Here is a 24,568-nt window from a genome sequence, read left to right as displayed (position 1 = left end):
TCGCACAGTGACAGAACATGTGAAATGCCGTCAAAATGACACGGGACATTCATCTGGGCGTTGGTTCGATACGCTAATCTGGTTTTTGTCGTGTGAGTGACATAGAGCCGGGTTATTTCACCGGCTCATGATATTCCGTGGGAGCGGCGGGGCGGAAGCAGGCGCAGGTTCGCGATGACCAATACACAGATTGAAGACGAGAAGCTGCCTCCGCGCGAGCTGCAGGCAAGGCCGTCGCAGCGCCTGAAGGATGCGCGCTGGGTGCTGTTCACGGCCGGCGCCGTGCTGATTCTGCTCTGGGCCGTCTTCCGTATTCCGCTTCTGGCCGTGCTTTGCGGTTTCTTCGCCGTGTTTCTGGCCGCAGCCCTCGGTCCCCGCCGCAGCGATGCCGTTCGTGCCCTGCAGCTTGAGAACAAGCGCGACCTGCGCCGCATGTGGCCCGGAACCGGCATCAAGGTGACGGCCGACGCGCTGCCCATGCCCTGTTTCATTGCCGACGGGCGGGGCATCACCCGTTATGTGAACACGCTGGCCCGCGAGCACTATCCGGCCGTCCGCCCGGGGGACCCGATTTCCTTCGGCCTGCGCACGCCATCCCTGCTGGAGGCCTTCGACCGCGCCCGCTCGCAAGGCACGGTGGAACGGATCGAATGGGCGGAGAAAGTGCCGACCGAATCCTGGTTCGAAGCCAGTATCGCGCCGATCTATCTGCCCTCGCTGAAGCCGGGGCAGGACGAACCCGCCATGCCCGACTTTCTGCTGGTGGCCCTGCGGGACCTGACCGAGCAGCGCCGGCTGGAGCGCATGCGCACCGACTTTGTCGCCAACGCCAGCCATGAGCTGCGCACGCCTCTGGCATCCCTCACCGGCTTCATCGAAACCCTGCAGGGGCCGGCCAAGGACGATGAGCGGGCGCGGGAGCGGTTCCTTGCCATCATGCTGGAACAGGCGAACCGGATGCGCCGCCTGATCGATGACATTCTGTCCCTGTCCCGCATCGAGCTGAAAGCCCATGTGCGTCCGGACAAGCTGGTGGATCTGCGCGAGGCCGTGCGCCACACCAATGACGCCCTGTCTCCGCTGGCGCGCGAGCTTGGCATGGAGGTGCACGTGGATGTGCCCGAGCAGGAGGCCGTTGTCCGGGGTGACCGTGACGAGCTGATCCAGGTGACCGAGAACCTCGTGGAAAATGCGCTGAAATACGGCAGCACCGGCAAGCGTGTCGATGTTTCGGTCCGCCCGCAGGGAAGCGGGCAGGGCTGGGTACTGACCGTCCGGGACTATGGCGAGGGCATTTCGTCGGAGCATCTGCCGCGGCTCACCGAACGGTTCTACCGCGTCGATGTCGCCTCCAGCCGCGCCATGAAGGGCACCGGCCTCGGGCTTGCCATCGTCAAGCACATCCTCACCCGGCACCGGGCCCGCCTGGATATCGAAAGCCAGCCGGGGCAGGGGGCGGCATTCTCGATCACCTTTCCCGCAGATGGACAGACCGGGGCTGCAGCCTCACGTTGATCCGTCAAAATCTGCAAGGCGTCATGCAACTCTCACATCGTCTCATTAGGACATGTGCTATAGGCAGTCATGCCGAAGCGGCCGTCCCCGTGACGGATCCCGCGCTTGAGTTGCACGCCGGAGATCATCAGCATGACAAGACATTATCTTGGAGCTGCGTTGCTTCTGCCCGCCCTCGTGGGGGCTGGCCTGCCTGCACAGGCGCGTGACAAGGTGCAGATAGTCGGTTCCTCGACGGTCTATCCCTTCGCAGCAGCGGTCGCCGAACGGGTTTCTCTTCAGAACGGCGGAAAATTTCCGGTCATCGAATCCACCGGCACCGGAGGCGGCATCAAGCTGTTCTGTGCAGGCGCGGGGGATGCGACACCCGACGTCACCAACGCTTCAAGGCCGATGAAGCCGGCCGAACTGGAGGAGTGCCGCGCAAATGGCGTCACGCCGGTCGAGATCCGGTTTGGCTTTGATGGCATCGTGCTTGCCGGAGCCGCAAGCGGGGAAGACATGGATCTCTCCCTCGAACAGCTCTTTCTGGGCCTCGCCCGCAAGGTGCCTGTGGAAGGCCGTTTGCTGGACAATCCCTTTCAATCCTGGCGTCAGATCAGCGCAGAGCTGCCGGACAAGCGCATCGAGATCCTTGGTCCGCCGCCGACCTCCGGCACACGCGATACATTCGTCGAAATTGCCATGGAGCAGGGCTGTTCCGCACTTGCCGATGCAGGAAGCCTCGGGCTGAAGGGCGCAACCTGTCATGAATTGCGGCAGGATGGGGCCTTTCTGGAGACGGGCGAGAACGATGACCTCGTTGTGGCCATGCTGGAGCAGAACCCGCGGGCCCTCGGCATCTTCGGCTATTCCTTCCTGGACCAGAACCGCGGCGGGCTGAAAGCCGTGAAGATCTCCGGTGTCGAGCCATCCGCCGTCACGATTGCGGCTGGCACCTATCCCCTGTCCCGGCCGCTTTATTTCTACGTGAAGGAGGAGCATCTGGGAAAGATCCCGGGGCTTGAGGAATATCTCCTTGAATTTGCGTCTGAAAAGGCGCTGGGTCCGGGCGGTTATCTGGCCGGGAAGGGCCTCATTCCGCTGCCGAAGCACCAGCGGCTCGAGAACGAGAAGCTGGCTGAGGAACTGGCGGCGGCCCATTGACCGCAGCTTTTCAAGAGGGGATGGGAGGCATTGCCGCTCTCCGCTGCTGCGGGCGCTGCCGGCAGGGTTCCTGGCGCGCTGCCGGCTAACAAGATGCTCCCGGTCTGACAGGCTGTCCCAGCCGGAGCGGCCCTGCTCGCCCGCCAATGTCACAAAACGGCATTTGTTGGGGCGACTTCAGAAAAATTATTCAATTTTATCAATAACTTAAATTGTCACAAAAGTGATATGGAACTGACATAGAAGTCTCATCTGCGGCCGTTAGGTTCCGCTCGTCGCCAGGGCCTCAGGGGAGGCTGGGTGGCGCGCCCAAAAACCTTGACATTCAAAGGGAGTGGTCAAGTGAAGTTCAAAACCCTCGTAAGCACGGTTGCCCTCGCGGTTGCCGCCACCGCAGTCGCCGGCGCCGCTCAGGCTCGTGATCAGATCCAGATCGCCGGTTCCTCGACGGTTCTGCCCTATGCTTCCATCGTTGCTGAAGCTTTCGGCGAAAACACCGACTTCCCGACCCCGGTCGTGGAATCCGGCGGTTCGGGCGCTGGCCGCAAGAAGCTCTGCGAAGGCGTTGGTGTGAACACCATCGACATCGCGAACTCCTCCAGCCGCATCACGCAGTCGGACATCGACACCTGCAACGCCAACGGTGTCACCGAGCTCATGGAAGTGCGCATCGGCTATGACGGCATCGTGTTTGCTTCCGACATCAACGGAAACAAGTTCGAGTTCACCCCGGCTGACTGGCACTCCGCTCTGGCCGCCCAGGTCGTGAAGGATGGCCAGCTCGTTGCCAACCCGAACAAGAAGTGGAGCGATGTGCGCGCTGACCTGCCGGAGCAGGACATCCTCGCCTTCATTCCGGGCACCAAGCATGGCACCCGCGAAGTGTTCGACGAGAAGGTTCTGCACGCTGGCTGCAAGGCCAACGGCATCGAAGAAGCTCTGAAGGCTGCCAACGGTGGTGACGCCAAGGCTGCTGCCAAGGCTTGCATGGCGCTGCGCACCGATGGCGTGTCCATCGACATCGACGGCGACTACACCGAGACCCTGGCTCGCGTTGCTGCCAACCCGCATGGTATCGGCGTGTTCGGTCTGTCCTTCTACCAGAACAACACCGACAAGCTCCAGGTTGCGACCATGGGCGGCATCGTTCCGACGGTCGAGAGCATTGCCAAGGGTGAGTACCCGGTTTCCCGTCCGCTGTTCTTCTACGTGAAGAAGGCTCACATCGGCGTGATCCCGGGCCTGAAGGAATACGTCGAGTTCTTCGTCTCCGACGATATCGCAGGTCCGGATGGCCCGCTCGCTCAGTACGGCCTCGTTTCCGATCCGGAACTGGCTGCGACCCAGAAGGCCGTTGCTGACGAAGTCGTCATGGGTCCGCTCAAGTAAGCGGTTCGAGCCTATGGAAGGCCAGGGTGGCGCAATAGCGCCACCCTTTGCTCTGTGGATTGGATAGCTCATGAGCCTCGGTGCCCTTCTCCTTATAATTGTTGCTCTTGCCTTTGTTGGGGCGTTCGCTGGCAGAAGCCGGGCGGTGGCTCTCGTTGGCGGAGATAGACGGAAACTGCATTCGCTGCCGGGCCACTATGGCACGGTTGTGTTTCTGTTCACGGCCGTTCCGGCGCTCGTGCTGATGGCTGCCTGGCTGTTTTTGTCGCCGGTGATTATTGAAGGAGCGGCGTCGCGGAGTCTTCCGGAGGCGTCATCCGACAGCTCGACTGCCATGACACTGGTGATGACCGACGTTCGCCGTATTGCCGGCGGGCTGCAGGTTCTTGCCCGCCGTGGTGATCTGTCTGAGGAAAGCATCGCGGAAATGCGCGGTGATCTCAGCCTCATTCGCGGCCGCATGGCGCAGGCAGGGGTTGCCCTCGGTGCCGATGTGCGCAGCGAAGTCTTTGAGGCTGCCAAGTCATACCGCGCGATGACCAATTCCTCCCGGTTCATGATGGCCATTGCGGTGATTGCGGTTGCGGCCGCCGGGCTTGTCTGGTCGTTTTTCCGGATTAATCCGGACTTCCGCGCCAGAAATGTCTCCGAGCAGTTCACGCGTTCAATGCTTCTTGCTGCATCGCTCGTCGCCGTGCTGACGACCTTCGGCATTGTGTCGTCCCTGCTGTTTGAGACCTATAATTTCTTCAACATGTACCCTGCGACCGAGTTCTTCTTCGGTACGGTCTGGAATCCGCAGTTCCGCGGCGGCTCCGAACTGGGCATCCTGCCGTTGCTCTGGGGTACCTTGTATGTCTCGACCGTCGCGCTCCTGTTTGCCGTGCCGATTGGCCTTTATGCGGCAATCTACATGTCGGAATATGCGTCCAAGCCGGTTCGAAGCATCGCCAAGCCGCTGCTTGAGCTGCTGGCGGGTATCCCGACCATCGTCTACGGCCTTTTCGCCCTGATCACGGTTGGCCCTTTCCTGCGCGACTACTTCGCCCAGCCCATGGGCCTGGGCAATTCGTCGTCGTCGGTGCTGACTGCCGGTCTCGTGATGGGCATCATGCTCATCCCCTTCGTGTCATCACTCTCGGATGACATCATCAATGCGGTTCCCCAGTCTCTGCGTGACGGCGCCTATGGCCTTGGGGCCACCAGATCCGAGGCGATCCGGCAAGTTGTCTTTCCTGCGGCCTTGCCGGGCATTGTCGGCGCTGTCCTTCTGGCAGCAAGCCGCGCCATTGGCGAGACCATGATTGTGGTGATGGGCGCCGGAGCTGCAGCCAAGCTGGGGCTCAATCCGTTCGATGCCATGACCACCGTTACAGTGAAGATCGTCAGCCAGCTGACAGGTGACACGGAGTTCGCCTCACCGGAGACACTGGTCGCCTTCGCGCTTGGCATGACGCTCTTTGTCTTCACTCTGGGACTGAATGTCGCCGCTCTTTACATCGTCCGTAAATACCGGGAGCAATACGAATGACCAGCGTCGATACTGTTCCGTTCAAATCGATCTATAACCCGGATGCACGGACCAAGCGGAGAAATGCGGCAGAGCGCCGGTTCCGCTTCTATGGAATGACGGCCATTTTCATTGGCTTGATGTCCCTCGTCATCCTTCTGTCTTCAGTGCTTTCCAGTGGCCTTGCTGCATTCAACCAGGCCTTTGTTGAGTTCGATGTGCAGCTGACGGAATCCGCCCTCGACAAGTCGGGCCAGCGGGATCTTGAGGAGATGAAGAAGGTCAGCACGGTCGGCTACGGGAATGTAATCCAGAAGGCGCTTCTGGAGGCTCTGAACCGTGCGGGCATTGAGACCGGCGGTTTGTCCGACAGGGAAATTTTTGATCTCGTCTCCAAGGAAGCACCGGCGACACTGCGCAACATGGTGCTGGCGGATCCGAACCTTGTCGGCCAGACAATCAAGTTCAAGACCTACGCCAACGGCCGTGTCGATGGCTACTTCAAGGGCCGCGTCACGATGGACAGCGCGAAGCTGGATAGCAATATCTCGCCTGAGCAGCTGGAACTCGCCGACAGAATGCGCGCAGCCGGCATGATGTATGAGGGCTTCAACTGGGGCTTCTTCTTCGGACCGGATGCCTCCGACTTGCGTCCTGAAGCGGCAGGTCTGGGTATCGCCTTCCTCGGCTCCATGTACATGATGATGATTGTTCTTGTCCTGGCGGTTCCGATCGGCGTGGCGGCGTCCATCTACCTTGAGGAATTTGCCCCCAAGAACTGGTTTACTGACCTGATTGAAGTCAACATCTCGAACCTGGCAGCCGTTCCGTCAATCGTGTTCGGTATCCTTGGCCTGGCTGTTTTCATCAATTTTGCCGGTCTTCCCCAGTCGGCCTCGCTGGTTGGCGGTCTTGTCCTGACGCTGATGACGATCCCGACAATCATCATTGCCACCCGTGCTGCGCTGCGCGCGGTGCCGCCGAGCATCCGGGATGCGGCGCTTGGGGTCGGTGCGTCGAAGATGCAGTCGATCTTTCATCACGTGCTGCCGCTTGCCGCTCCCGGCATCCTGACTGGAACGATCATTGGCTTGGCTCAGGCCCTTGGTGAAACCGCACCCCTGCTGCTGATCGGCATGGTTTCATTTGTTCGCAGTTTCCCGTCTGCTCCGCCGGAAGGCTTCTTCGAGCCGGCAGCTGCCCTGCCTGTTCAGGTCTTCAACTGGACGCAGCGTGGTGACCCGGCTTTCGTCGAGCGCGCATCCGGAGCCATTATCGTGCTGCTGGTGTTCCTGATCGTAATGAACCTGGTTGCCATCATCCTGCGCCGCCGCTTTGAGCGCCGCTGGTAAGAAAGGGATTACCGATGAATGTCAGCGCAAAAGTGGAGAACGGCGTGACCCACGCAGAACCCAAGATCGTCGCCCGCAAGGTTCAGGTCTATTACGGCGACAAGCACGCCATCAAGGACGTGGACATCAAGATTCAGCCCCGTTCCGTGACCGCCTTTATCGGTCCGTCGGGCTGCGGCAAGTCCACCTTCCTGCGCACCCTCAACCGGATGAACGACACCATCGACATCTGCCGTGTTGAAGGTGACATCCTGATCGACGGCGAGAACATCTACGATCCGAAGGTCGATCCGGTGCAGCTGCGCGCCAAGGTCGGCATGGTGTTCCAGAAGCCGAACCCGTTCCCCAAGTCGATCTACGAGAACGTCGCCTATGGTCCGCGCATCCACGGCCTGACCCGCAACAAGGCGGAACTCGATGAAGTGGTTTCTGCCTCGCTGCAGAAGGCCGGCCTGTGGAACGAAGTGAAGGACCGTCTTGATGGTCCGGGCACGGGCCTGTCCGGTGGCCAGCAGCAGCGTCTCTGCATTGCCCGCGCCATCGCCGTCAGCCCGGAAGTGATCCTCATGGACGAGCCGTGCTCGGCCCTTGATCCGATCGCGACCGCCAAGGTCGAAGAGCTGATCGACGAGCTGCGCACCAACTTCACCATCGTGATCGTGACGCACTCCATGCAGCAGGCTGCCCGCGTGTCCCAGCGCACCGCTTTCTTCCATCTCGGCAATCTGGTCGAGGAAGGGGCGACGCAGGACATCTTCACCAATCCGCAGGACAAGCGCACGCAGGATTACATCACCGGCCGTTTCGGCTGATACTGGATCTTGCGCCCCAGAATTTGAGAGGAACACGACATGTCCGAGCATACCGTTAGCTCGTATGACGAGGAACTGCGCGCCCTGGCCGGCCGGGTCGCCGAAATGGGCGGTCTGGCGGAGAAGCTGGTGAATGATGCCGTCACCGCTCTGCTGACTCACGATCTGCCCAAGGCACAGGCCACCGTTCAGGCCGATGCCAAGCTGGACGAGATGCAGCAGGAAATCGAGGCGAAGTTCATCCGCATCGTCGCCCTGCGCCAGCCGATGGGCCAGGATCTGCGCGAGATCATGGCCGCAGGCCGCATCGCCAACGATCTGGAGCGTGTCGGTGACCTTGCCAAGAACATCGCCAAGCGCGTGATTGCCATCGACGGCGTCTTCAATTCCAAGAAGGCCGCCTTCGGCGTCGAGCACATGTCCGATCTGGCGCTGAACCAGCTCAAGTCGGTGCTGGACGCCTATACGGGCCGTGATGCCGAAGCCGCCAAGGCCGTGCGCGAGCGCGACGATGAGGTGGATGCCATCTACACCTCGCTGTTCCGCGAGCTGCTGACCTACATGATGGAAGATCCGCGCAAGATCACCCAGTGTGCCCACCTGCTGTTCTGTGCCAAGAACATCGAGCGCATTGGTGACCATGCCACCAACATCGCCGAAAACGTCTATTTCATGGTGACCGGTGACCAGCTGCTGGAAGCCCGCCGCAAGATCGACGAGATGGGCATTGCCGAAAACGAAGGCGCCTGATCTGCCTGCCTGTAAGTGACGTCCGGAGCATATTGCCATGCCCAAGGTTCTTATCGTTGAAGACGAAGAGCCCCTGAGCCTTCTGCTGCGCTACAATCTCGAAGCCGAAGGCTATGACGTGGACTCCTGCAACCGGGGAGATGACGCCGAAATCCGGCTGCGGGAGACGCAGCCGGACCTCTTGCTGCTGGACTGGATGCTGCCGGGACTTTCCGGCATCGAGCTGTGCCGCCGCGTCCGGGCCCGGTCCGAAACCGAACGCCTGCCGATCATCATGCTGACGGCACGCGGCGAGGAGGCCGAGCGCATCCGTGGCCTCGCCACCGGGGCTGACGACTATGTGGTGAAACCCTTCTCGATCCCCGAGCTGATGGCCCGCGTGCGCGCCATCCTGCGCCGGGCCCGCCCGGAAGTGGTGTCCACCATGCTGAAGTCCGGCGATCTGGAACTGGACAAGGAAACCCACCGCGTCCGCCGCAACGGCAAGGAAATTCACCTGGGGCCGACCGAGTTCCGCCTGCTGGAATTCCTGATGACCTCGCCCGGCCGCGTCTTCTCGCGCGAGCAGCTGCTCGACGGCGTGTGGGGCCACGATGTCTATGTGGATGAGCGCACCGTCGACGTTCACGTCGGCCGCCTGCGCAAGGCCATCAACAAGGGCAAGGTGAAGGACCCGATCCGCACGGTCCGCGGCGCGGGTTATGCCTTCAACGATCAGTTCGCCGTCGCCAGCTGATCCGCTCTGCTGCAATTATTCTGGAAAGGCCCGCCATCCGTGCGGGCCTTTTGGCTTTTGGAGAAGCGCGCCACTTTGCGCCGGCGTTCCCAGCCGCTCAACAAATGCAGCCGGACGTCCAGCCAACAAAAAAGCCTGCCGCAGCGGGCAGGCTTGATTGGGTGAGGGAGCCGCTTGGGGTGCTGGTTGGCCCCCTCTGAAGCATCAGCCGCGAAGGGCTTTCTTGTCCGGAGCGGCGCGGCGGCGGTCGTTGACCGGCTGGTAGGCGATCCGGCAGTGCTGCGGGCAATAGGGAACGCCGGGCTCCGAATGGCGGCCGCAGAAATAGAAATCCGCAGAGGACGGGTCACCGATCGGCCACTTGCAGGTGCGCTCGGTGAGGGTGAGGATTGTGGCGCGCTCGGTGAAGGGCACCAGTTCGGCGAGCGGTGCTGCTTCCACGTCGATGGCCACATCTTCCTGCGGTGCCATCTTCAGTGCGGTGGCGCCGCGCAGCTGCGGCGTTCCTGCCGAAGGCGTGCGGATGGTGGAGGTGGCCTGCACCGTGGTCTGCTGCGGCGCGGCGGCTGCCGTCACCGGCGCCGTTGCGCTGCGCGGGCGGCGCTGCTTGGTGACAGGGGCCGCCGTCTTGGCGCGGCCCGACAGGCCAAGGCGGTGAACCTTGCCGATGACAGCGTTGCGCGTGATGCCGCCAAGCTCGGCAGCAATCTGGCTCGCGCTCAGACCGTCCGTCCAAAGCTTCTTCAAGAGATCTACGCGTTCGTCAGTCCAGCTCATCTGTCGCACCCCGTCGTTTGCGGCTGTAGAATTTTACGCATTAACCATGAATTAAGGCACGCGTGGTCCGCGCCTTAGTGGCCATATCCAGTATGATTTGGTGAACTACAGCACGACATGTCGTATCCGACTGGTTGGACACTACAATGGGCGGTGAAGGCGAGGCAAGTTGGGGGCAAACATGAACCGGGGACGAAACGACTTTTCCCCAGATAACCGGGGTTGACTTTTACCTTCTGCGGCAATGGCGGAAATGCGCCATTTGCATTGACACCCATAGGCAGGACCGTTGTATAAACGGTCCTTGTTCGGTGTGCCGCCTGCGAGGGCGGCACAGTTCGTTTTGAGAACCCGTTGATGGTAGACGCCCTGGCATGAACCCCATGCGGAAGGCGCGCTTAACTACCTGAAGGAGCAAGGGAAATGACTGCGTCGGCACTTTTCGGCACATACGCACGGGCGGACCTGGATTTCGTCCGCGGAGAAGGCGTCTGGCTGGAGACCGCTGACGGGCGACGCTTTCTCGACTGCGGGTCGGGAATCGCGGTGAATGCGCTGGGTCATTCCCACCCCCATCTCGTCAATGCACTGAAGGCGCAGGCCGAGAAGCTGTGGCACATCTCCAATCTCTACAAGGTTGCGGGGCAGGAAGAGCTCGGCCAGCGGCTGGCGGATGCCACCTTTGCGGACCGGGTGTTCTTTTCCAACTCCGGCGCCGAGGCGATGGAAGCCTGCATCAAGACGGCGCGGCGCTATCATTATGTCAATGGCCGCCCGGAACGGATCGGCATCATCACCTTTGAAGGCGCCTTCCATGGCCGGACCATTGCCACCATCGCGGCGGGCGGCCAGGCCAAGTATATGGAAGGCTTCGGCCCCAAGGCGCCGGGCTTTGATCAGGTGAAGACCGGTGACCTGGATGCGCTGAAGGCGGCCATCGGCCCAACGACAGCAGCGCTCTGCATTGAGCCCATTCAGGGAGAGGGCGGTGTGCGCGAGGTGGATGCGGAATTCCTGCGCAAGCTGCGCGAGATCTGCGATGCCGAAGGCCTGCTGCTGATCTTTGACGAGATCCAGACCGGCGTTGGCCGCACGGGCAAGCTCTTTGCCCATGAATGGGCGGGTGTGACGCCGGACCTGATGGCCGTTGCCAAGGGCATCGGCGGTGGCTTCCCCATGGGCGCCTGCCTTGCCACGGAAGCCGCTGCCGCCGGCATGGTTCCGGGGACGCATGGCACCACCTTCGGCGGCAACCCGCTGGCCATGGCCGTGGGCAATGCGGTGCTGGATGTCATTCTGGCCCCGGGCTTCCTGGAAGAAGTGCAGCGCAAGGGCCTCCTGTTGAAGCAGCGGCTGGCTGCGGTGATCGACGCCTATCCGAAGGTATTCGAGGATGTGCGCGGGCGCGGGCTGATGCTCGGCATCAAATGTGTCCGCCCGAATGCGGAAGTTCTGGCCAAGGTGCGCGCCAATGGCCTGCTGGTGGTTCCCGCCGGCGACAACGTGCTGCGCATCCTGCCGCCGCTGACGATCACGGATGAGGAAATCGGCGAGGCTGTGGCCCGCATCGAGGCGGCCGCAGCGGCCGTGGAGGCCGATCTGGCCAAGGAAGGGGATGGGGTGTGAACATGTCTGCGAATGGGCGTCATTTCCTCGATCTGACGCAGTTTGACGGTGAGGAACTGCGCGGAATTCTGGCCCTCGGGCGCAAGCTGAAGACTGAGCGCAACGGTGTCCGCCGCGGTGAAGGCCCGCTGGCCGGCAAGGTGCTGGCGATGATCTTCGAGCAGCCCTCCACCCGCACCCGCATTTCCTTCGACGTGGGCATGCGCGAACTTGGCGGTGAAACGCTGATGCTGACCGGCGCGGAAATGCAGCTGGGCCGGGGCGAGACCATCGCCGACACGGCCCGGGTGCTGTCCCGCTTTGTTGATGCCATCATGATCCGCATTCTCGACCATGATGACCTCAACGAGCTGGCGGCAAACGCCACCGTTCCGGTCATCAATGGCCTGACCAAGCGCTCGCATCCGTGCCAGATCATGGCCGATCTGATGACCTTTGAGGAGCATCGCGGCTCCATCAAGGGCAAGTCCGTGGCCTGGACCGGCGACAGCAACAACGTGCTGGCCTCCTGGGTGCATGCCGCACCGCGTATGGATTTCGAGCTGCGCATCGCCACGCCGCCGGAACTGGCGCCGCCGCCTGCGCTCATTGAAGCCGCGCGTGCGGAAGGCGCCTCGATCATCGTCACCGATGATCCCTTCGCCGCCGTGAAGGGCACCGATTGCGTCATCACCGACTGCTGGGTGTCCATGGGCGACGACGACGAGGCAACCCGTCACAACTTGCTGAGCCCCTATCAGGTGAACAAGCGGCTGATGGCGGAAGCCCATGCGGATGCCCTGTTCATGCACTGCCTGCCGGCCCATCGCGGCGAGGAAGTCACTTCGGACGTGATGGACGGACCCAATTCTGTGGTCTTTGACGAGGCCGAAAACCGGTTGCATGCCCAGAAGGGCATTCTGGCCTGGTGTTTCAACGGCCTTTGAGGACGTAAAACGTGGCACTTGATCTTGCATCCTATGGCGTGACGCCTGCGGGCACCGATGCCGTCCGGCCCTTCTCCGTGGAAGGGCTGGATGTGCGCGGCCGCGCCGTGGCGCTTGGCCCCATCCTGAACCAGATCCTTGACCGGCATGACTATCCGGCGCCGGTCGCCCGCCTGCTGGGTGAGGCGATTGCGCTGACGGCGCTGCTCGGCACCTCGCTGAAGTTCGAGGGCCGCTTCACGCTGCAGACCCAGACCGACGGCCCGGTGAACATGCTGGTGGTGGATTTTTCCTCACCTGATGCCATCCGCGCCTATGCCCGTTTCGAGCCGGAAGCCTTTGCGCCGGGCGGGGCAGGGGAACATGGCGATGCGGCCGCGCTTCTGGGCCGTGGCCATCTGGCGATGACCATCGACCAGGGCAAGCACATGCAGCGCTATCAGGGGCTGGTGGAGCTGGACGGCATTTCGCTGGAAGAGGTGGCCCGCCGCTACTTCGCCCGTTCCGAACAGATCCCGACCGAAGTGCGCCTTGCCGTTGGCCGCCTGTTCACCCGCCGCGAGGGCGAAGCCCCGAGCCAGCAGTGGACTGCCGGCGGCATTCTCGTGCAGTTCCTGCCCGAAGCGCCGGAGCGCATGCGTCAGGCCGATCTCCACCCCGGAGACATGCCGGAAGGCGTGGAAGAGCACAGCATTGATGAGGACGATGCCTGGACCGAGGCCCGCAGCCTCACCGGCACCGTGCGCGATGACGAGCTGACCGATCCGGACATCCCGGTCGAGGAGCTGCTGTTCCGCCTGTTCCATGAGCGCGGCGTGCGCCTCTATGACGCCCAGCCCATCGCCGACCGCTGCCGCTGCTCGCGCGAGAAGATCGAGGGCATCTTCCAGAGCTTCTCCGAAGAGGAGAAGGCGGAGATGGTTGTGGACGGCAAGGTGGTGGTGACCTGCGAATTCTGCAGTGCCGTCTACGAGTTCAAGGCCGAAGCCGTCTGAAAGAGATGAAGGCTGCCCGCCCCGTCGAGGGCGGGCGCTTTTTTTCAGGCTGCCTCCGGCCCGGCAATGACGGCGCCTTCCGTCCTGTTGCTCTCCAGAAGCTTCGCGATCAGGCCGGAACTGCGGGAGCGGGCAAGAAAGGCGTTGAGCGCCCCGGTCAGGCGGGGATCCCGGCCTGCGGGCACGCCCAGAGCCTGCTTGATCACCATGAAACGCTCGGGCAGCAGACGCAATCCCGGCACGCGCCGCTGATCTGCTTCCAGCTGCTGGCGGACACCGGCCGCGACTTCCAGGTTCTCACGCATGAAGAAGTCCACGACCTCTTGTGACGTCGTGACCTTTTCCAAGATGGCTGAGGTGATGGCGCGGCTGAGATAAAGGTCATAGGCGCTGCCACGGCCCACGGCAATCCGGATGCCCGGACGGTCCACCTGCTCCAGCGCCGTGATGGGCGAGTTCTCCCGCACCAGATACCAGCCCTCGATCAGGAGCCAGGGGTTGGTGAAGGCAACCACCTCTGCCCGTGTGGGATCGACCGCGAAGAAGCCGATGTCGGCGCGCTCTTCAGCCACCAGAGCCACGGAAGCTGCGGCATTCGTGACCGGCAGCAGTTCCAGCTCCAGCCCGCGTTCGGCGGCAAAGGCCCGGGCAAGATCCACTGAAACACCGGCGGGAAGCTGCCCTTCGCCTGGCCTTGTCAGGATGGCGTTTCCGGTGTTGATCACCACCCGCAGCACCCCTGTTGGAGCGAAAAGAGCGTTCAGTCCGTCATTTGTCATTCGGCGTCTCCTCAGATGCTGCTGCTCTCAATAGCCTCAACAAGACGCGCAGTGAAGGCTGCAGTTCCGAGCGGGCCTCCCATGTCGCCGGTTCTCCATTCCGGCACGGCGATGACGCGGGTCACCGCGGCTTCGATCAATCCGGCTGCTTCATCCAGCCGCGCGTCCTGCCGCCGTTCCGCCAGCCACCGCAGAAGCATGGCCGCAGAATTGATCAAAGACGCCGGATTGGCCCGGTCCTGTCCCGCGATCGAAGGAGCCGAGCCGTGCTGGGCCTGTGCCATTGCATGATCCGTCCCTGCATTCAGCGAGGCCGCCAGACCAATGCTCCCCGCGATTTCGGTTGCCTGATCCGAAAGGATGTCGCCGAACATGTTCGTCGTCACGATCGTGTCAAAGGCGGAGGCATCCCGCACCAGCAATGCCGCCATCGCGTCGACGAGCACTTCCTCCACCTGAACATCGGGATAGGCCTCGGCAGCCTGGCGTGTGCAGGATAGGAACAGCCCGTCGCTGAGACGCAGGACATTTGCCTTGTGCACCACGGTCAGCTTGCCGCCGCGCTGACGGGCCATCCGGAAGCCGGCCTCGGCAATGCGCAGGGAGCCTTGGCGCGTGACCTTGCGCATGGCGATGGCCACATCCTCGGTGGGCATGAACTCTCCCGTCCCGGCGAACATGGTGCGGTCGGCGTAAAAGCCCTCGGTGTTTTCCCGAACGATGACCAGATCCACCGGAACGCCGCAGCGCGCGGGAAAATCTGGATGTGACTTCGCGGGGCGGATATTGGCAAACAGGTCCAGATGCTTGCGCAGATGCCCCGACGGATTGATGCCGCCTTCCGATGCGGGCGGATAGTCGTTGTGGGACACCGGCCCCAGGATCACGCCATCGGCCGCCCGTGCCTGCTCCAGCAGGCCCTTTGGAAATGTGGTGCCTTGTGCGGCGAGCGGGCGCAGCCCGACCTCGGCACGGTTTACCTGAAACCGCAGGCCAAGCCGGTGCTGCACCGCATCCAGCACCTTCAGCGTGGCCGTGGTGATCTCGGGGCTGATGCCATCGCCATCGAGGACCAGCAGGGAAATGGGGGCGGATGGCTGGGCGGTCATGTGCGGCTCCAGTGTTGCGTTTGATCCTGCATATATCCATTTTTGAGTTTAAAAATGCAATATCAAAACAAAGTGCCGTCGTGATAGGGTGAAAGCATGTCTTCCCATTCATAGCCAAAGCACTGCCATTGACCGCTTCGTCCACCCCGCGCAGCAGCATAAGTTCCCATCTGGCGGCCGATATCGCGGCCTTCATCGAAGCCGAGTCGCTGCCTGCAGGAGCGCATCTGCGCACCGGTGAGCTGGCGCGCCGTTTCGCGGTGTCCCGCTGGCCGGTTGAGCAGGCGCTGAAACAGCTGGCCGAGGCGGGACGCGTGAGGCACGAGCCCAATCGCGGCTTCTTCGTTCACGGCACCCATGCCGCCGCGCCCCCAGCGGCGCAGGATCCGATCCACGCCGCCTATCTGAAGCTGGCAGGATTGCTGGCGAGCCGGACCATCGGGCCGAGGGTGACGGAGCAGGAACTGCGCGACCGGTTTGCGCTGACAAAGAGGCAAACGGCGGATCTGATGGGCCGCATGATCCGCGAAGGCATTGCCGAAAAGCGCGCAGGCTATGGCTGGGACATCAACACCGAACTGACGGCGCCGGATGCTCTGGCCCATACGACACAGTTGCGGCTGATCCTTGAGCCGGGTGCCCTGCGGCTGCCGGGCTACCGTTTGCCCCCGGAGGACATTGTCCGGTTGCGCCGCGTGGAGCACGATCTGCTGGAGGGCGGCATCGACCGTGTTCCGCCCGACATGCTCTACCTGCGGGGCGCACAGTTCCACGAGACGCTGATGACGGGTGCGGGAAATCCCTTCATGCTGCAGACCCTCGTGCGCGTGAACCGTCTGCGCCGGCTGCTGACCTATCAGGCGATGGAGGACCGGGAGCGCTATTACCGGCAGGCCCGGCAGCACTTGCGCATTCTGGAACTGCTTGAGACGGGCGATTGCGAAGGCGCGGCACGGGAGATGGAGAGCCATCTCCGCCAGGTGCGTGACAGCCTGTCGGCGCTTGGCTTCATTGTGCCGCCGGACGGCCCGGAGCATTCCTGAAAGACGGTTGGCCTGCTCTGGAAACAGGCTGAGGCAGATCTATAATGGCTGGCATGAATCTCATCCTGCCCGCCGCCCCGCCGCTTCCTCCTGTTGTCCATCATCCGGCCTATTGCGCCGAGCTGCCGGAAGAGCACCGCTTTCCCATGAACAAGTTCCGCCGTGTGGCGGAGCTGGCGCTGGCCGAAGGGCTGGTGCCGGGCGGCAAGTTCCTGAAGCCACGGGCCGCTCCGGCGGAATGGGTGGCTTTGGCCCATGATCCGGCCTATGTGGAGCAAGTCTTTAGCACCAATGTTCCGCCCGCGATTGCCCGCGAGATCGGCTTTCCGATGACGCAGAGCATTGCCCTGCGCGGGCGCTGTGCCACCGGCGGCTCTGTGCTGACCGGCTATCTGGCGCTGGAACACGGCCTTGCCTGCAACACGGCAGGCGGCAGCCATCATGCCCGCAAGGCGCATGGGGCGGGCTTCTGCGTCTTCAACGATGTGGCTGTGGCCATCCGGGTGATGCAGGCCGATGGCGTCATCCGCCGGGCGCTGGTGGTGGATCTGGACGTGCATCAGGGCGACGGGACGGCGGATATATTTGCAGGCGATCCGTCCGTCTTCACCTTCTCCATGCATGCGCAGAAGAACTATCCGGTGCGCAAGGTGCCTTCGGATCTGGATCTGGGGCTGGAGGACGGGCTTATGGACGCGCCTTATCTGGACCTTTTGGCGGAGCATCTGCCGCAGGTGATAGACCGGGCCGAGCCGGACATCGTGTTCTACAATGCCGGGGTTGATCCCTTTGCTGGCGACAAGCTGGGGCGGTTGGCACTGAGCCATGAAGGGCTGCAGCTGAGGGACGAACATGTCATCCGCACCGTGCGCCGTCTCGGCCTGCCGCTGGCCGGAGTGCTGGGCGGCGGCTATTCCACGGACATTGATGAACTGGCGGGCCGGCATCTCACCCTGTTGCGGGCGGCAGCCACGGTCGCCCGCGAAACGTCCGTTCTGTCAGCTTGAACGGCTCGCCATCAGCCGCATGACCAGCCACACCGGCACCACCACGACGGCGCCAAGCACCAGATAGTGCCAGACCTGCTCGATGGCGGAAAAGCCCATGTTCCAGAGGCGCTGGACGAAGGAGATCAGCAGGTCGAAGAGACCCAGCGGGTCAAGGTTCAGCGCCGACAGGATGACGCCGACCACAAGCGACAGGAACACGAGGCGCAGGAGCACCCGTGCCGGACTGTCACCCAGAAACTTGTTGAGGCCACCGGACATGCCGAACTCCCTTGAATCAGCGTCTGCGCCACAACATAGGGATTCGCCAGCCGTTCCGCATCCCCCCTGTGCGATCAGTCGGCAGCTTGCCAGCTGAGCGGGGCCGGAGTTTCCCCATGCAGCCGCACAGCCTTGGGCGGCACGCCGTACCAGGTCTTGACCGCGCGGGAAAAGGCCGAGAGCTCCGAGAAGCCAAGAAGGAAAGCGATTTCCTTCAGCGGCAGTGACGTGTCGCGCAGATAGCGTGCGGCCATGTTGCGGCGGATCGTTTCCGTCAGCTTGCGGAACGAAGTGCCCTCCGCCTCCAGCAGCCGCTGCAGCGAGCGCTGGGACATGCCCAGTTCGCTGGCGACACGCTCCAGACTGACGGCGCCTGCCTTGAGGCTTTCGTTGATGGTATCGGCAACGCGCACCAGCGGATCGCTCTGGACCCGGAACTCCTCCATCTCCCGGATCGCGGCCTGTTCAACGATGCTGTAGAGGTTTTGCTCGCTGTTGGGGGTCGGCCGGTCGAGATATTTCGCGGGGATGAGGATACGGTCAAGCGGCTGGCCGAAGCGCAGCCTGCTGCCGTAGCGCTCCTGAAAGGCGGACCGGCATCGGGGCGCAGGCTGGCTGATGTCGATGCGCAGTTGCACCTGCGGGTCCTGCGTCGCATATTCGACCCGGCTGGCCGCCCAGGCAACGCGTTCGAAGGTATGCTGGGCACGGGGCATGTTCCGGTCGGGCACGACCCACTCGATGATGCCCCAATCCTCATCCTCACGGAAATTCAGTCCGTAACTGTTGGAGCGCAGCGGCAGGAAACGGACCCAGTTGCGTATGCCCGCACGCAGGTTGGGGGCGCACAGGCCCACGTAGTCGAAGGTTGAAAACACGCCTGTCGGCATACTGGAGGCCACATCCAGAATGATGGCGTCATCCCGTGTTTCAGCCGCCACGAATTCGCAGACGGAAAGAGCGATGCGGTAGGGAATTGTCGCGCCTGTTTGATGGACCGTCTCGGGAGAAATGCCAAACCGCCGGGCAATGCGGGGCCAGTCGAGGCCTTTTTCCTCGCAGATAATTTCGAGGGATTGCAGCGTGTCGGCCCGGCACCATTCCTCCACCATGCGGCGAGGCAACGACTTATCCATCAGATCTTCCCCGGCTTCATCCTGTGATTGCATAGGATGATACAACTCCCGCGCTGGCGCAACATGTCAATTTTCCGTCAGATTCAATCAAAAACGGTTTGCGCCAGTGCAGGTGCCAGTGTCAGTACCAGTACAGGTGCTGGCATGGTGCTTCCTCCTTCGCGCCCACAGGATTCTGCCATCATGCCTCAGTCTTTACGGCTGGAAAGCGGGGAAGAATGCCTAGCGATTTCTGCCGTTGGGCTCAGGGCTGGGGGAGAGAATGAAGCGCAGGGGGCAGAAGCCGTCTCCGCGCCGGTATCCTGTACATCAAACGGGTTTTCCCATGCCGGGATGAGCGGTGTTTCAGCGCGGGAACTGGCTTGATCCGGCGCACCTTCATCTTGGAGTATCTCGATGGGCGCGGGTCTTTGCGGTGCCGTGTCACCGGTCATGCCGATGAGCGGCATGTCCGGTATGGGGGTGCCTTGCGGCAAGGGTTGGAAGTCTGCCTGTTGCCATTGGCCGAGCCCCGCCTCGCGGGCTGCGGCCTCAGCCGTTGTGTAGTCTTCCGGCGCTTCCCCGGAAGCCCTTGCCCAGCCTTGCTGCACCAGCCAGTAGCCAAGGTCCACCGGTCCCTTGCGGCAGATGGCGGACATGTGATGCGGGCCCAGGGAGGCGGCCGGTTCGCAGTCCACTCTGTGGCTGCGGACAAGCGCGCGCAGGGCCGTCAACGCCCTTGTGCCGCAGGGCCAGACCTGGCCACTTGCGGTTTCACAGGTCCCGGCAGCAGGCAGGCCGGTGACATGGGCGAGTTCAACCGTCAGCTTCCCCGACTTGAGGGCGGCTCTTTCCAGGACGAGCGGGCGAATGATGTGGAAACTGCGTTCAGGCAGGGCGGCGGCTTCGCTCTGGCGGGCAGCCTGCGGCCGGACGCGCTCAATCCGCTGCAGGGGGGCCGTGATGTGAGGTACGGCGACACCCGGCGGCGAGACATTGCGCACGGCGGATTGACTGAAGGCTGGGCCTGCAAGAAAGACAAGGCTGCAAGCCCATGTGAAGCGAATGATTCCGCGGCATGAGACCGGGTGTCTGATCTCTTGTCCGGCCATGCAGTTCCGCCTCGTACCGTCCCGGTCTACTGACTGGCCCAGACGATCCGCGCCATCCAGGCGATGCTGTCGAGGTCCATCGCAGTGATGGTGCCCGAACTGCCCAGCGTATGCAACTCCAGCCGCCGCGCGGTGCGCATCACGAAGCTGCCGACCAGCATCCCGCCAGTGGTCTGGCGGAGCACGATCCGGTCGCCCCGGCGTATGGGAATGCCCGGCGCGATGACGATAATGTCTCCGTCCCGGTAAAGCGGCAGATAGTCATCGCCTCCCACACCCAGTGCATAGACCTGACTGCCCAGATCATCGGGAAAGGAGATCTCGTCCCAGCCGGCGCCTGCCGGATTGCCTGTCGCGTCGAAGAGGCCAGTGCCGTCTCCGGCCTCGCAGAGACGGGCAAATGGCATGGTTATGCCGTTTGCTGTCTTGGCGGGAGCGAGGATTGCGTCACCTTCCACAAGTTGTGCAAAGTCGGACAGTTGCGCACCTGTTGCCTCAAGTATCTTGGCAAGAGACTCCGTCGAGGGCCAGCGGGGGCGGCCGTCGCCGGCGACCCGCTTTGACGGATTGAAGGTGGTTGGATCCAGCCCGGCACGGCGCGCGAGGGCCGAGGGCGAAAGACGCTTGCGTGTGGCCAGGGCGTCTATCGCTGCCCAGACGCGCTCGTGCGAGAGCATGGTTCTTTCCTCCACGTGCTGCCTCATCAGGAATAAATCCCTTTGAATTCCATTGATATTGGCAAATATTCCTGATGCAAATGAATAGGCGGTTGATCCTGTGGTGCGTGCTGGTTGTCCAATGCAAAATCCCGGACTAGGGTCCGCCTCAACCAACGCACGGGAGCCAGTTCCGAGGCTCCCCAAAAGCACATGGGCAGACCGGCATGACGGTGATTTTCAAGATACTGACGCGCAACCTCTGGGATGATGCCATGAGCCGTGGCAGGTTCGATGGCGCGCCGGTCGACCTTGCCGATGGCTACATCCACTTCTCGACGGCGGAGCAGGTGCGTGAAACGGCGGCCAAACATTTTGCCGGGCAGGACGGCCTCTTGCTGGCCGCCTTCGACAGCGAGGCTTTCGGGCAGCCGGTCAAGTGGGAGCCCTCGCGCGGCGGCGCGCTGTTCCCGCATCTTTACGCCAGCTTCGATCCGGCCTGCGCCCTGTGGGTCGAGGCGCTGCCGCTCGGCCCGGATGGGCAGCATGTGTTTCCTGACCTGACGAAGTGATCTCACGCCCATGTTCCAGTCCCTTGCCAATCGCCTGACCCTCCGGGCTCTCCACTGTGTCGACGCCGAAACGGCCCATGGCGTGACGATCCGCGCGCTCGCCAGCGGGGTTTATCCGCGCTTTTCCAACACCAGCCTGCCCTCCCTGCGGCAGGAGGTGCTGGGTTTGAGCTTCCCGAACCCGCTCGGCATGGCTGCCGGCTTTGACAAGAACGGCGAAGTGCCGGATGCGATCCTCGGGATGGGCTTCGGCTTTGCCGAGGCGGGAACCGTGACGCCGCGCCCGCAGGAGGGCAATCCGCGTCCGCGCCTGTTCCGCCTGCCGGCCGATCAGGGAGTGATCAACCGCTTCGGCTTCAACAACGAGGGGCATGCGGCGCTGCTGGCCCGGCTGGAAGCGCGCAAGGGCAGGGGCGGCATCGTTGGCGTCAACGTGGGGGCCAACAAGGATGCGGCGGACCGGGTGGCCGACTATGTGGCCGGCATCCGCACCTTCGCGCATCTGGCGTCCTATTTCACCGTCAACATTTCCTCGCCCAACACGCCGGGCCTGCGCGATCTGCAGGCCAAGGCGGCGCTGGATGAACTGCTGTCTGCCGTGATGGCCGAACGCGATGCGCAGAGCCTGCAGGTGGGACGCAAGGTGCCGGTGCTTTTGAAGATTGCGCCGGATGTCTCCGCCGAAGGGCTGGAGGACATTGCCGAAGCGGTGCTGACCCACAAGGTGGACGGGCTGATCGTCTCCAACACCACGCTGTCCCGCGCCGGCCTTCGCGATACGCAGACCGCGCAGGAAGCGGGCGGCCTTTCCGGGCGCCCCCTGTTCCGCCGTGCCACGGTCATTCTGGCCCGCGCGCGCAAGCTGGTGGGGCCGGATCTTCCGATTGTCGGCGTTGGCGGCATCGACAGCCCCGAAACGGCTCTGGTCAAGATCACCGCCGGGGCAACGCTGCTGCAGATCTATTCGTCGCTGGTCTACAAGGGTCCGGGGCTGGTTCCCGCCATCCTCAAGCATCTGGATGGGGAACTGAAACGCGGTGGCTTCTCCAGCCTCGCCGGGCTGCGCTCAGCCAATGTGGATGCCTGGGCGGGCGAAAATCTGGACTGAGACCAAATCCCGACGAGCTTGTCTCATCGGGATTTGGTCAAGCCCGTGCGGCGCTTGAGCAATTTCAAGGCATGATGCGTCAGCATCGAAAGCCTTGGTATGGAAACTGCGAAGAGGCCGGAGTTGTTGAACTCCGGCCTCCCTGTCTGGATCACGGTCAGTCAAGCCTCAGCTGCCCGCCGTCTGCTGCCGCAGCGCCTCGATCTCCCGGCGCAGGGCGCGGACTTCTTCGAGAATGACCCCCGTTTCGTCGTGGATCGCCTGCCGGTCAGCTTCGGCAATCGTCTCCGTTTCGGACTGCATGGCCGAAACGATGATACCGATGAAGAGGTTGAGCACGGTGAAGGCGGTGCAGACCAGGAAGGGCAGGAAGAAGGCCCAGGCATAGGGGTGAACTTCCATCACCGGCCGCACGATGCCCATGGACCAGCTTTCCAGCGTCATCACCTGGAACAGGGTGTAGAGCGAACGGCCAAGATCTCCGAACCAGTCGGGGAATGTCTCGCCATAGAGCTTCGTGGCCATGACGGCGAAGACATAGAAGACGAGGCTCATCAGCACCATGATGGAGCCCATGCCGGGCAGGGCTGTGATCAGCCCGCCGATAACCCGCCGCAGGGACGGAACCACCGAGATGAGACGCAGCACGCGCAGGATGCGCAGCGCACGCAGCACCGAGAAGGGGCCGCTGGCCGGAACAAGGGCAATCGCCACGATCACGAAGTCGAAGATGCTCCAGGGATCGCGGAAGAAGGACAGCCGGTGCACATAAAGGCGCAACGTCAGCTCGATCACGAAAATGCCGAGGATGATCTTGTCGAGCGTGTGCAGCAGCGGGCCGATGGCAGAAACGACAGTGGGGCTGGTCTCAAGCCCGAGGGTGAAGGCATTGACAACAATGATCGCAATGATGGCCGCTTCCCAGCGGCTTGACGTGATGAGGGCCTTTAAAGTCTGGCGCATACTGAAAAATGTCCATCTGGAAACACGGCCGGACGCCGCCCGCGCAAACTGGCAATTCCGCTCTTGATACGCAATAGCCCGCAGGACATTGAAACGCAAAATCCCTCAGCTTTGCAGGTCAGTTTCCCGCGCCGGCCTCTGGAAGCACTCTGCGGAAGCCGCCCTGCATCCGGCTCCCGTTGAAAAGCGTCCCAGCGCCGCTTGACAGAACCGCCGCCGCAGGCGATCTAATGCGCCAAGGCCACGGCATCCGGACACACCTTGTCCTCTTTTGATGCCGTCATGCTCAGGCGGGTATGATGTAATGGTAGCCTGTCAGCTTCCCAAGCTGAACGCGCGGGTTCGATTCCCGCTACCCGCTCCAGATCCTTTCTTTCTTTCGTCATGGTCGGGCTTGTCCCGACCATCTGCAGATCATTGATTTGTATAGATCCTCGGCACAGGGCCGAGGATGACGATGGAGGAGTTGCTGGTTTGTCAGCAGTCTGGGTGCCACTGGTGCTATTCTTATGCCTGACAACGGAGGCCGGATCATGAAGTTGACTATCAATATTGATGATGAGCTTCTTGAGGCGGCCCGAGACCTGACTGGCACAATGGAGACCACTGCCATCGTGCATCAGGCGCTGGAGACGCTGGTGCGCCTCGAGACGGGCAGGCGCCTGATAGCGCTTGGTGGCACAATGCCGGATGCTGAGGCTGTTTCCGATACCTATGAGCGCTGGATCGAGGAACGGATTGAAATGGCATTGGCCGATCGCCGTCCCTCCGTTTCAGGGAGCGATGCTGACCTTCAGATCGAAGCGGTTCTTGCTCTCAAGAAGTGAGTTTCAAGCGTGAGTTTTCTGCTGGCGGCGTTCGCAGCATAGGTACAGTCTCAACTGCGCCGCAAAACTGCATCGGCTCAATTTTCCCACGCAGAGATACGCAAGGAGAAAGCTGGCAACTTCAACGACTTGTTCTTTTGCCAAAAAATACGGTCATTTGTATAGTTGCAGAAATTAGGTTCGGGGAATCGAAATGCTCTTACTTGGTCGGGTTGTTGCGTGGCTGGCTTTGGTTTTGGGTGGAGTAAAAGTTATCGTCGGTTTTTTTGTTGCTAGTGTTGACGATCCGATGTCTCGGGCAGAGCTTGCAGCTCGTTACTTGGGGTCTAGAGCAACTGGTGAGGCGATAGATCAAGGTATTTATATTTTTTTGTTTGGTGTTGTGCTTGGGGTCCTCGTGAAAATTGGCAGGCTTTTGCAGGATATTCGGTAGCTTGATGATATTCATGTGTAAACTTTATCCGAAAGTATAGTCTTCGCAT

The 24,568-nt window shown here is 62.2% G+C and carries 25 protein-coding genes, 1 tRNA gene and 1 pseudogene; 19 read left to right on the top strand and 8 right to left on the bottom strand.

What is annotated here, in order from left to right:
- Nucleotides 1-174: 174 nt before the first annotated feature.
- From ACVNHC_RS01380 to phoB, 8 genes are all read left to right on the top strand, one after another.
- Nucleotides 175-1,515 (top strand): ATP-binding protein, encoded by a 1,341-nt coding sequence (locus tag ACVNHC_RS01380; protein WP_050470867.1) that lies wholly within the window; start codon nucleotides 175-177, stop codon nucleotides 1,513-1,515.
- Between the two features lie 132 nt (nucleotides 1,516-1,647).
- Nucleotides 1,648-2,661, top strand: a complete 1,014-nt coding sequence (locus ACVNHC_RS01375; protein ID WP_050471352.1) for a substrate-binding domain-containing protein — start codon at nucleotides 1,648-1,650, stop codon at nucleotides 2,659-2,661.
- A gap of 342 nt (nucleotides 2,662-3,003) precedes the next feature.
- On the top strand, nucleotides 3,004-4,050 hold the full coding sequence (locus ACVNHC_RS01370) for a substrate-binding domain-containing protein (protein ID WP_457166243.1): 1,047 nt from the start codon (nucleotides 3,004-3,006) through the stop codon (nucleotides 4,048-4,050).
- A gap of 70 nt (nucleotides 4,051-4,120) precedes the next feature.
- Nucleotides 4,121-5,581 carry a phosphate ABC transporter permease subunit PstC gene (pstC, locus tag ACVNHC_RS01365; RefSeq protein WP_457166242.1) on the top strand — a complete coding sequence of 487 codons (1,461 nt, stop codon included), beginning with the start codon at nucleotides 4,121-4,123 and terminating at the stop codon, nucleotides 5,579-5,581.
- Nucleotides 5,578-6,912, top strand: coding sequence for a phosphate ABC transporter permease PstA (gene pstA, locus ACVNHC_RS01360; RefSeq protein WP_050470870.1), 1,335 nt, complete (start codon nucleotides 5,578-5,580; stop codon nucleotides 6,910-6,912). Before pstC ends, pstA begins: the two co-directional genes overlap by 4 nt.
- Nucleotides 6,913-6,926: 14 nt before the next feature.
- Nucleotides 6,927-7,724, top strand: a complete 798-nt coding sequence (gene pstB, locus ACVNHC_RS01355; protein WP_457166241.1) for a phosphate ABC transporter ATP-binding protein PstB — start codon at nucleotides 6,927-6,929, stop codon at nucleotides 7,722-7,724.
- A 39-nt stretch (nucleotides 7,725-7,763) separates the two neighbouring features.
- On the top strand, nucleotides 7,764-8,474 hold the full coding sequence (gene phoU / locus ACVNHC_RS01350; RefSeq protein WP_050470872.1) for a phosphate signaling complex protein PhoU: 711 nt from the start codon (nucleotides 7,764-7,766) through the stop codon (nucleotides 8,472-8,474).
- 37 nt (nucleotides 8,475-8,511) lie between these two features.
- Nucleotides 8,512-9,210: a phosphate regulon transcriptional regulator PhoB gene (gene phoB / locus ACVNHC_RS01345; RefSeq protein WP_457166240.1), complete on the top strand. Its 699-nt coding sequence runs from the start codon at nucleotides 8,512-8,514 to the stop codon at nucleotides 9,208-9,210.
- 204 nt (nucleotides 9,211-9,414) lie between these two features.
- On the opposite strand, the gene ACVNHC_RS01340 is transcribed toward phoB, so the two are convergent.
- Nucleotides 9,415-9,987, bottom strand: a complete 573-nt coding sequence (locus ACVNHC_RS01340; RefSeq protein WP_050470874.1) for a GcrA family cell cycle regulator — start codon at nucleotides 9,985-9,987, stop codon at nucleotides 9,415-9,417.
- A 423-nt stretch (nucleotides 9,988-10,410) separates the two neighbouring features.
- Here ACVNHC_RS01340 and ACVNHC_RS01335 point away from each other — a divergent pair, with 423 nt between their 5' ends.
- The 3 genes from ACVNHC_RS01335 to ACVNHC_RS01325 are packed head-to-tail and all read left to right on the top strand — an operon-like array spanning nucleotide 10,411 to nucleotide 13,534.
- Nucleotides 10,411-11,613, top strand: coding sequence for an acetylornithine transaminase (locus tag ACVNHC_RS01335; RefSeq protein WP_457166239.1), 1,203 nt, complete (start codon nucleotides 10,411-10,413; stop codon nucleotides 11,611-11,613).
- 2 nt (nucleotides 11,614-11,615) lie between these two features.
- Nucleotides 11,616-12,539 (top strand): ornithine carbamoyltransferase, encoded by a 924-nt coding sequence (gene argF / locus ACVNHC_RS01330; RefSeq protein WP_050470876.1) that lies wholly within the window; start codon nucleotides 11,616-11,618, stop codon nucleotides 12,537-12,539.
- A gap of 11 nt (nucleotides 12,540-12,550) precedes the next feature.
- Nucleotides 12,551-13,534, top strand: coding sequence for an Hsp33 family molecular chaperone (locus tag ACVNHC_RS01325; RefSeq protein WP_050470877.1), 984 nt, complete (start codon nucleotides 12,551-12,553; stop codon nucleotides 13,532-13,534).
- 44 nt (nucleotides 13,535-13,578) lie between these two features.
- On the opposite strand, the gene ACVNHC_RS01320 is transcribed toward ACVNHC_RS01325, so the two are convergent.
- Entirely contained in the window at nucleotides 13,579-14,313 is a 735-nt protein-coding gene (locus ACVNHC_RS01320; RefSeq protein WP_457166238.1) for a transporter substrate-binding domain-containing protein, read from the bottom strand.
- A gap of 11 nt (nucleotides 14,314-14,324) precedes the next feature.
- The gene (locus tag ACVNHC_RS01315; RefSeq protein WP_457166237.1) at nucleotides 14,325-15,422 is read right to left on the bottom strand and encodes an isocitrate/isopropylmalate dehydrogenase family protein; all 1,098 of its coding nucleotides are present in this window, start codon (nucleotides 15,420-15,422) and stop codon (nucleotides 14,325-14,327) included.
- A gap of 128 nt (nucleotides 15,423-15,550) precedes the next feature.
- Between ACVNHC_RS01315 and ACVNHC_RS01310 the strand changes: the two genes are divergently transcribed.
- Nucleotides 15,551-16,465, top strand: a complete 915-nt coding sequence (locus ACVNHC_RS01310) for a GntR family transcriptional regulator (protein WP_457166236.1) — start codon at nucleotides 15,551-15,553, stop codon at nucleotides 16,463-16,465.
- 44 nt (nucleotides 16,466-16,509) lie between these two features.
- Nucleotides 16,510-17,472, top strand: a complete 963-nt coding sequence (locus ACVNHC_RS01305) for a histone deacetylase family protein (RefSeq protein ID WP_457166235.1) — start codon at nucleotides 16,510-16,512, stop codon at nucleotides 17,470-17,472.
- Here the strand turns inward: ACVNHC_RS01305 and ACVNHC_RS01300 are convergent.
- The 3 genes from ACVNHC_RS01300 to ACVNHC_RS01290 form a co-directional block, all read right to left on the bottom strand.
- Entirely contained in the window at nucleotides 17,464-17,733 is a 270-nt protein-coding gene (locus ACVNHC_RS01300) for a DUF6460 domain-containing protein (RefSeq protein WP_050470882.1), read from the bottom strand. The genes ACVNHC_RS01305 and ACVNHC_RS01300 overlap by 9 nt on opposite strands.
- A gap of 74 nt (nucleotides 17,734-17,807) precedes the next feature.
- Nucleotides 17,808-18,869 carry an AraC family transcriptional regulator gene (locus ACVNHC_RS01295; protein ID WP_208982513.1) on the bottom strand — a complete coding sequence of 354 codons (1,062 nt, stop codon included), beginning with the start codon at nucleotides 18,867-18,869 and terminating at the stop codon, nucleotides 17,808-17,810.
- A 188-nt stretch (nucleotides 18,870-19,057) separates the two neighbouring features.
- Complete coding sequence (locus ACVNHC_RS01290; protein WP_457166234.1) at nucleotides 19,058-19,480, bottom strand: hypothetical protein; 423 nt, start codon at nucleotides 19,478-19,480, stop codon at nucleotides 19,058-19,060.
- A gap of 174 nt (nucleotides 19,481-19,654) precedes the next feature.
- On the opposite strand from ACVNHC_RS01290, the gene ACVNHC_RS01285 reads away from it, so the two are divergent.
- A complete protein-coding gene (locus ACVNHC_RS01285; RefSeq protein WP_457166233.1) occupies nucleotides 19,655-19,930 on the top strand; it encodes a hypothetical protein in 276 nt (91 codons plus the stop codon).
- 56 nt (nucleotides 19,931-19,986) lie between these two features.
- Here ACVNHC_RS01285 and ACVNHC_RS01280 read toward each other — a convergent pair whose 3' ends face one another.
- Complete coding sequence (locus ACVNHC_RS01280; protein ID WP_457166232.1) at nucleotides 19,987-20,637, bottom strand: S24 family peptidase; 651 nt, start codon at nucleotides 20,635-20,637, stop codon at nucleotides 19,987-19,989.
- A 206-nt stretch (nucleotides 20,638-20,843) separates the two neighbouring features.
- Between ACVNHC_RS01280 and ACVNHC_RS01275 the strand changes: the two genes are divergently transcribed.
- Nucleotides 20,844-21,188 carry a DUF952 domain-containing protein gene (locus ACVNHC_RS01275; protein WP_122519494.1) on the top strand — a complete coding sequence of 115 codons (345 nt, stop codon included), beginning with the start codon at nucleotides 20,844-20,846 and terminating at the stop codon, nucleotides 21,186-21,188.
- A gap of 10 nt (nucleotides 21,189-21,198) precedes the next feature.
- The gene (locus ACVNHC_RS01270) at nucleotides 21,199-22,296 is read left to right on the top strand and encodes a quinone-dependent dihydroorotate dehydrogenase (protein WP_058897740.1); all 1,098 of its coding nucleotides are present in this window, start codon (nucleotides 21,199-21,201) and stop codon (nucleotides 22,294-22,296) included.
- A 168-nt stretch (nucleotides 22,297-22,464) separates the two neighbouring features.
- Here the strand turns inward: ACVNHC_RS01270 and ACVNHC_RS01265 are convergent, their stop codons facing one another.
- On the bottom strand, nucleotides 22,465-23,259 hold the full coding sequence (locus ACVNHC_RS01265; RefSeq protein WP_457166231.1) for an ion transporter: 795 nt from the start codon (nucleotides 23,257-23,259) through the stop codon (nucleotides 22,465-22,467).
- A 290-nt stretch (nucleotides 23,260-23,549) separates the two neighbouring features.
- On the opposite strand from ACVNHC_RS01265, the gene ACVNHC_RS01260 reads away from it, so the two are divergent.
- The 3 genes and pseudogenes from ACVNHC_RS01260 to ACVNHC_RS01250 all read left to right on the top strand — a co-directional run bounded on the left by ACVNHC_RS01260 (nucleotide 23,550) and on the right by ACVNHC_RS01250 (nucleotide 24,519).
- A tRNA-Gly gene (locus ACVNHC_RS01260) sits at nucleotides 23,550-23,623 on the top strand.
- Nucleotides 23,624-23,792: 169 nt separating this feature from the next.
- Nucleotides 23,793-23,960 (top strand): annotated as a pseudogene (locus ACVNHC_RS01255) (type II toxin-antitoxin system VapB family antitoxin); the annotation flags it as partial.
- A gap of 319 nt (nucleotides 23,961-24,279) precedes the next feature.
- Nucleotides 24,280-24,519 (top strand): hypothetical protein, encoded by a 240-nt coding sequence (locus ACVNHC_RS01250; protein ID WP_457166230.1) that lies wholly within the window; start codon nucleotides 24,280-24,282, stop codon nucleotides 24,517-24,519.
- Nucleotides 24,520-24,568 lie beyond the last annotated feature (49 nt).

The organism is Pannonibacter sp. Q-1, assembly GCF_054073275.1.
The sequence above is the reverse complement of the archived record's forward strand: the minus strand, read 5'-3'. Positions and strand labels throughout refer to the sequence as shown.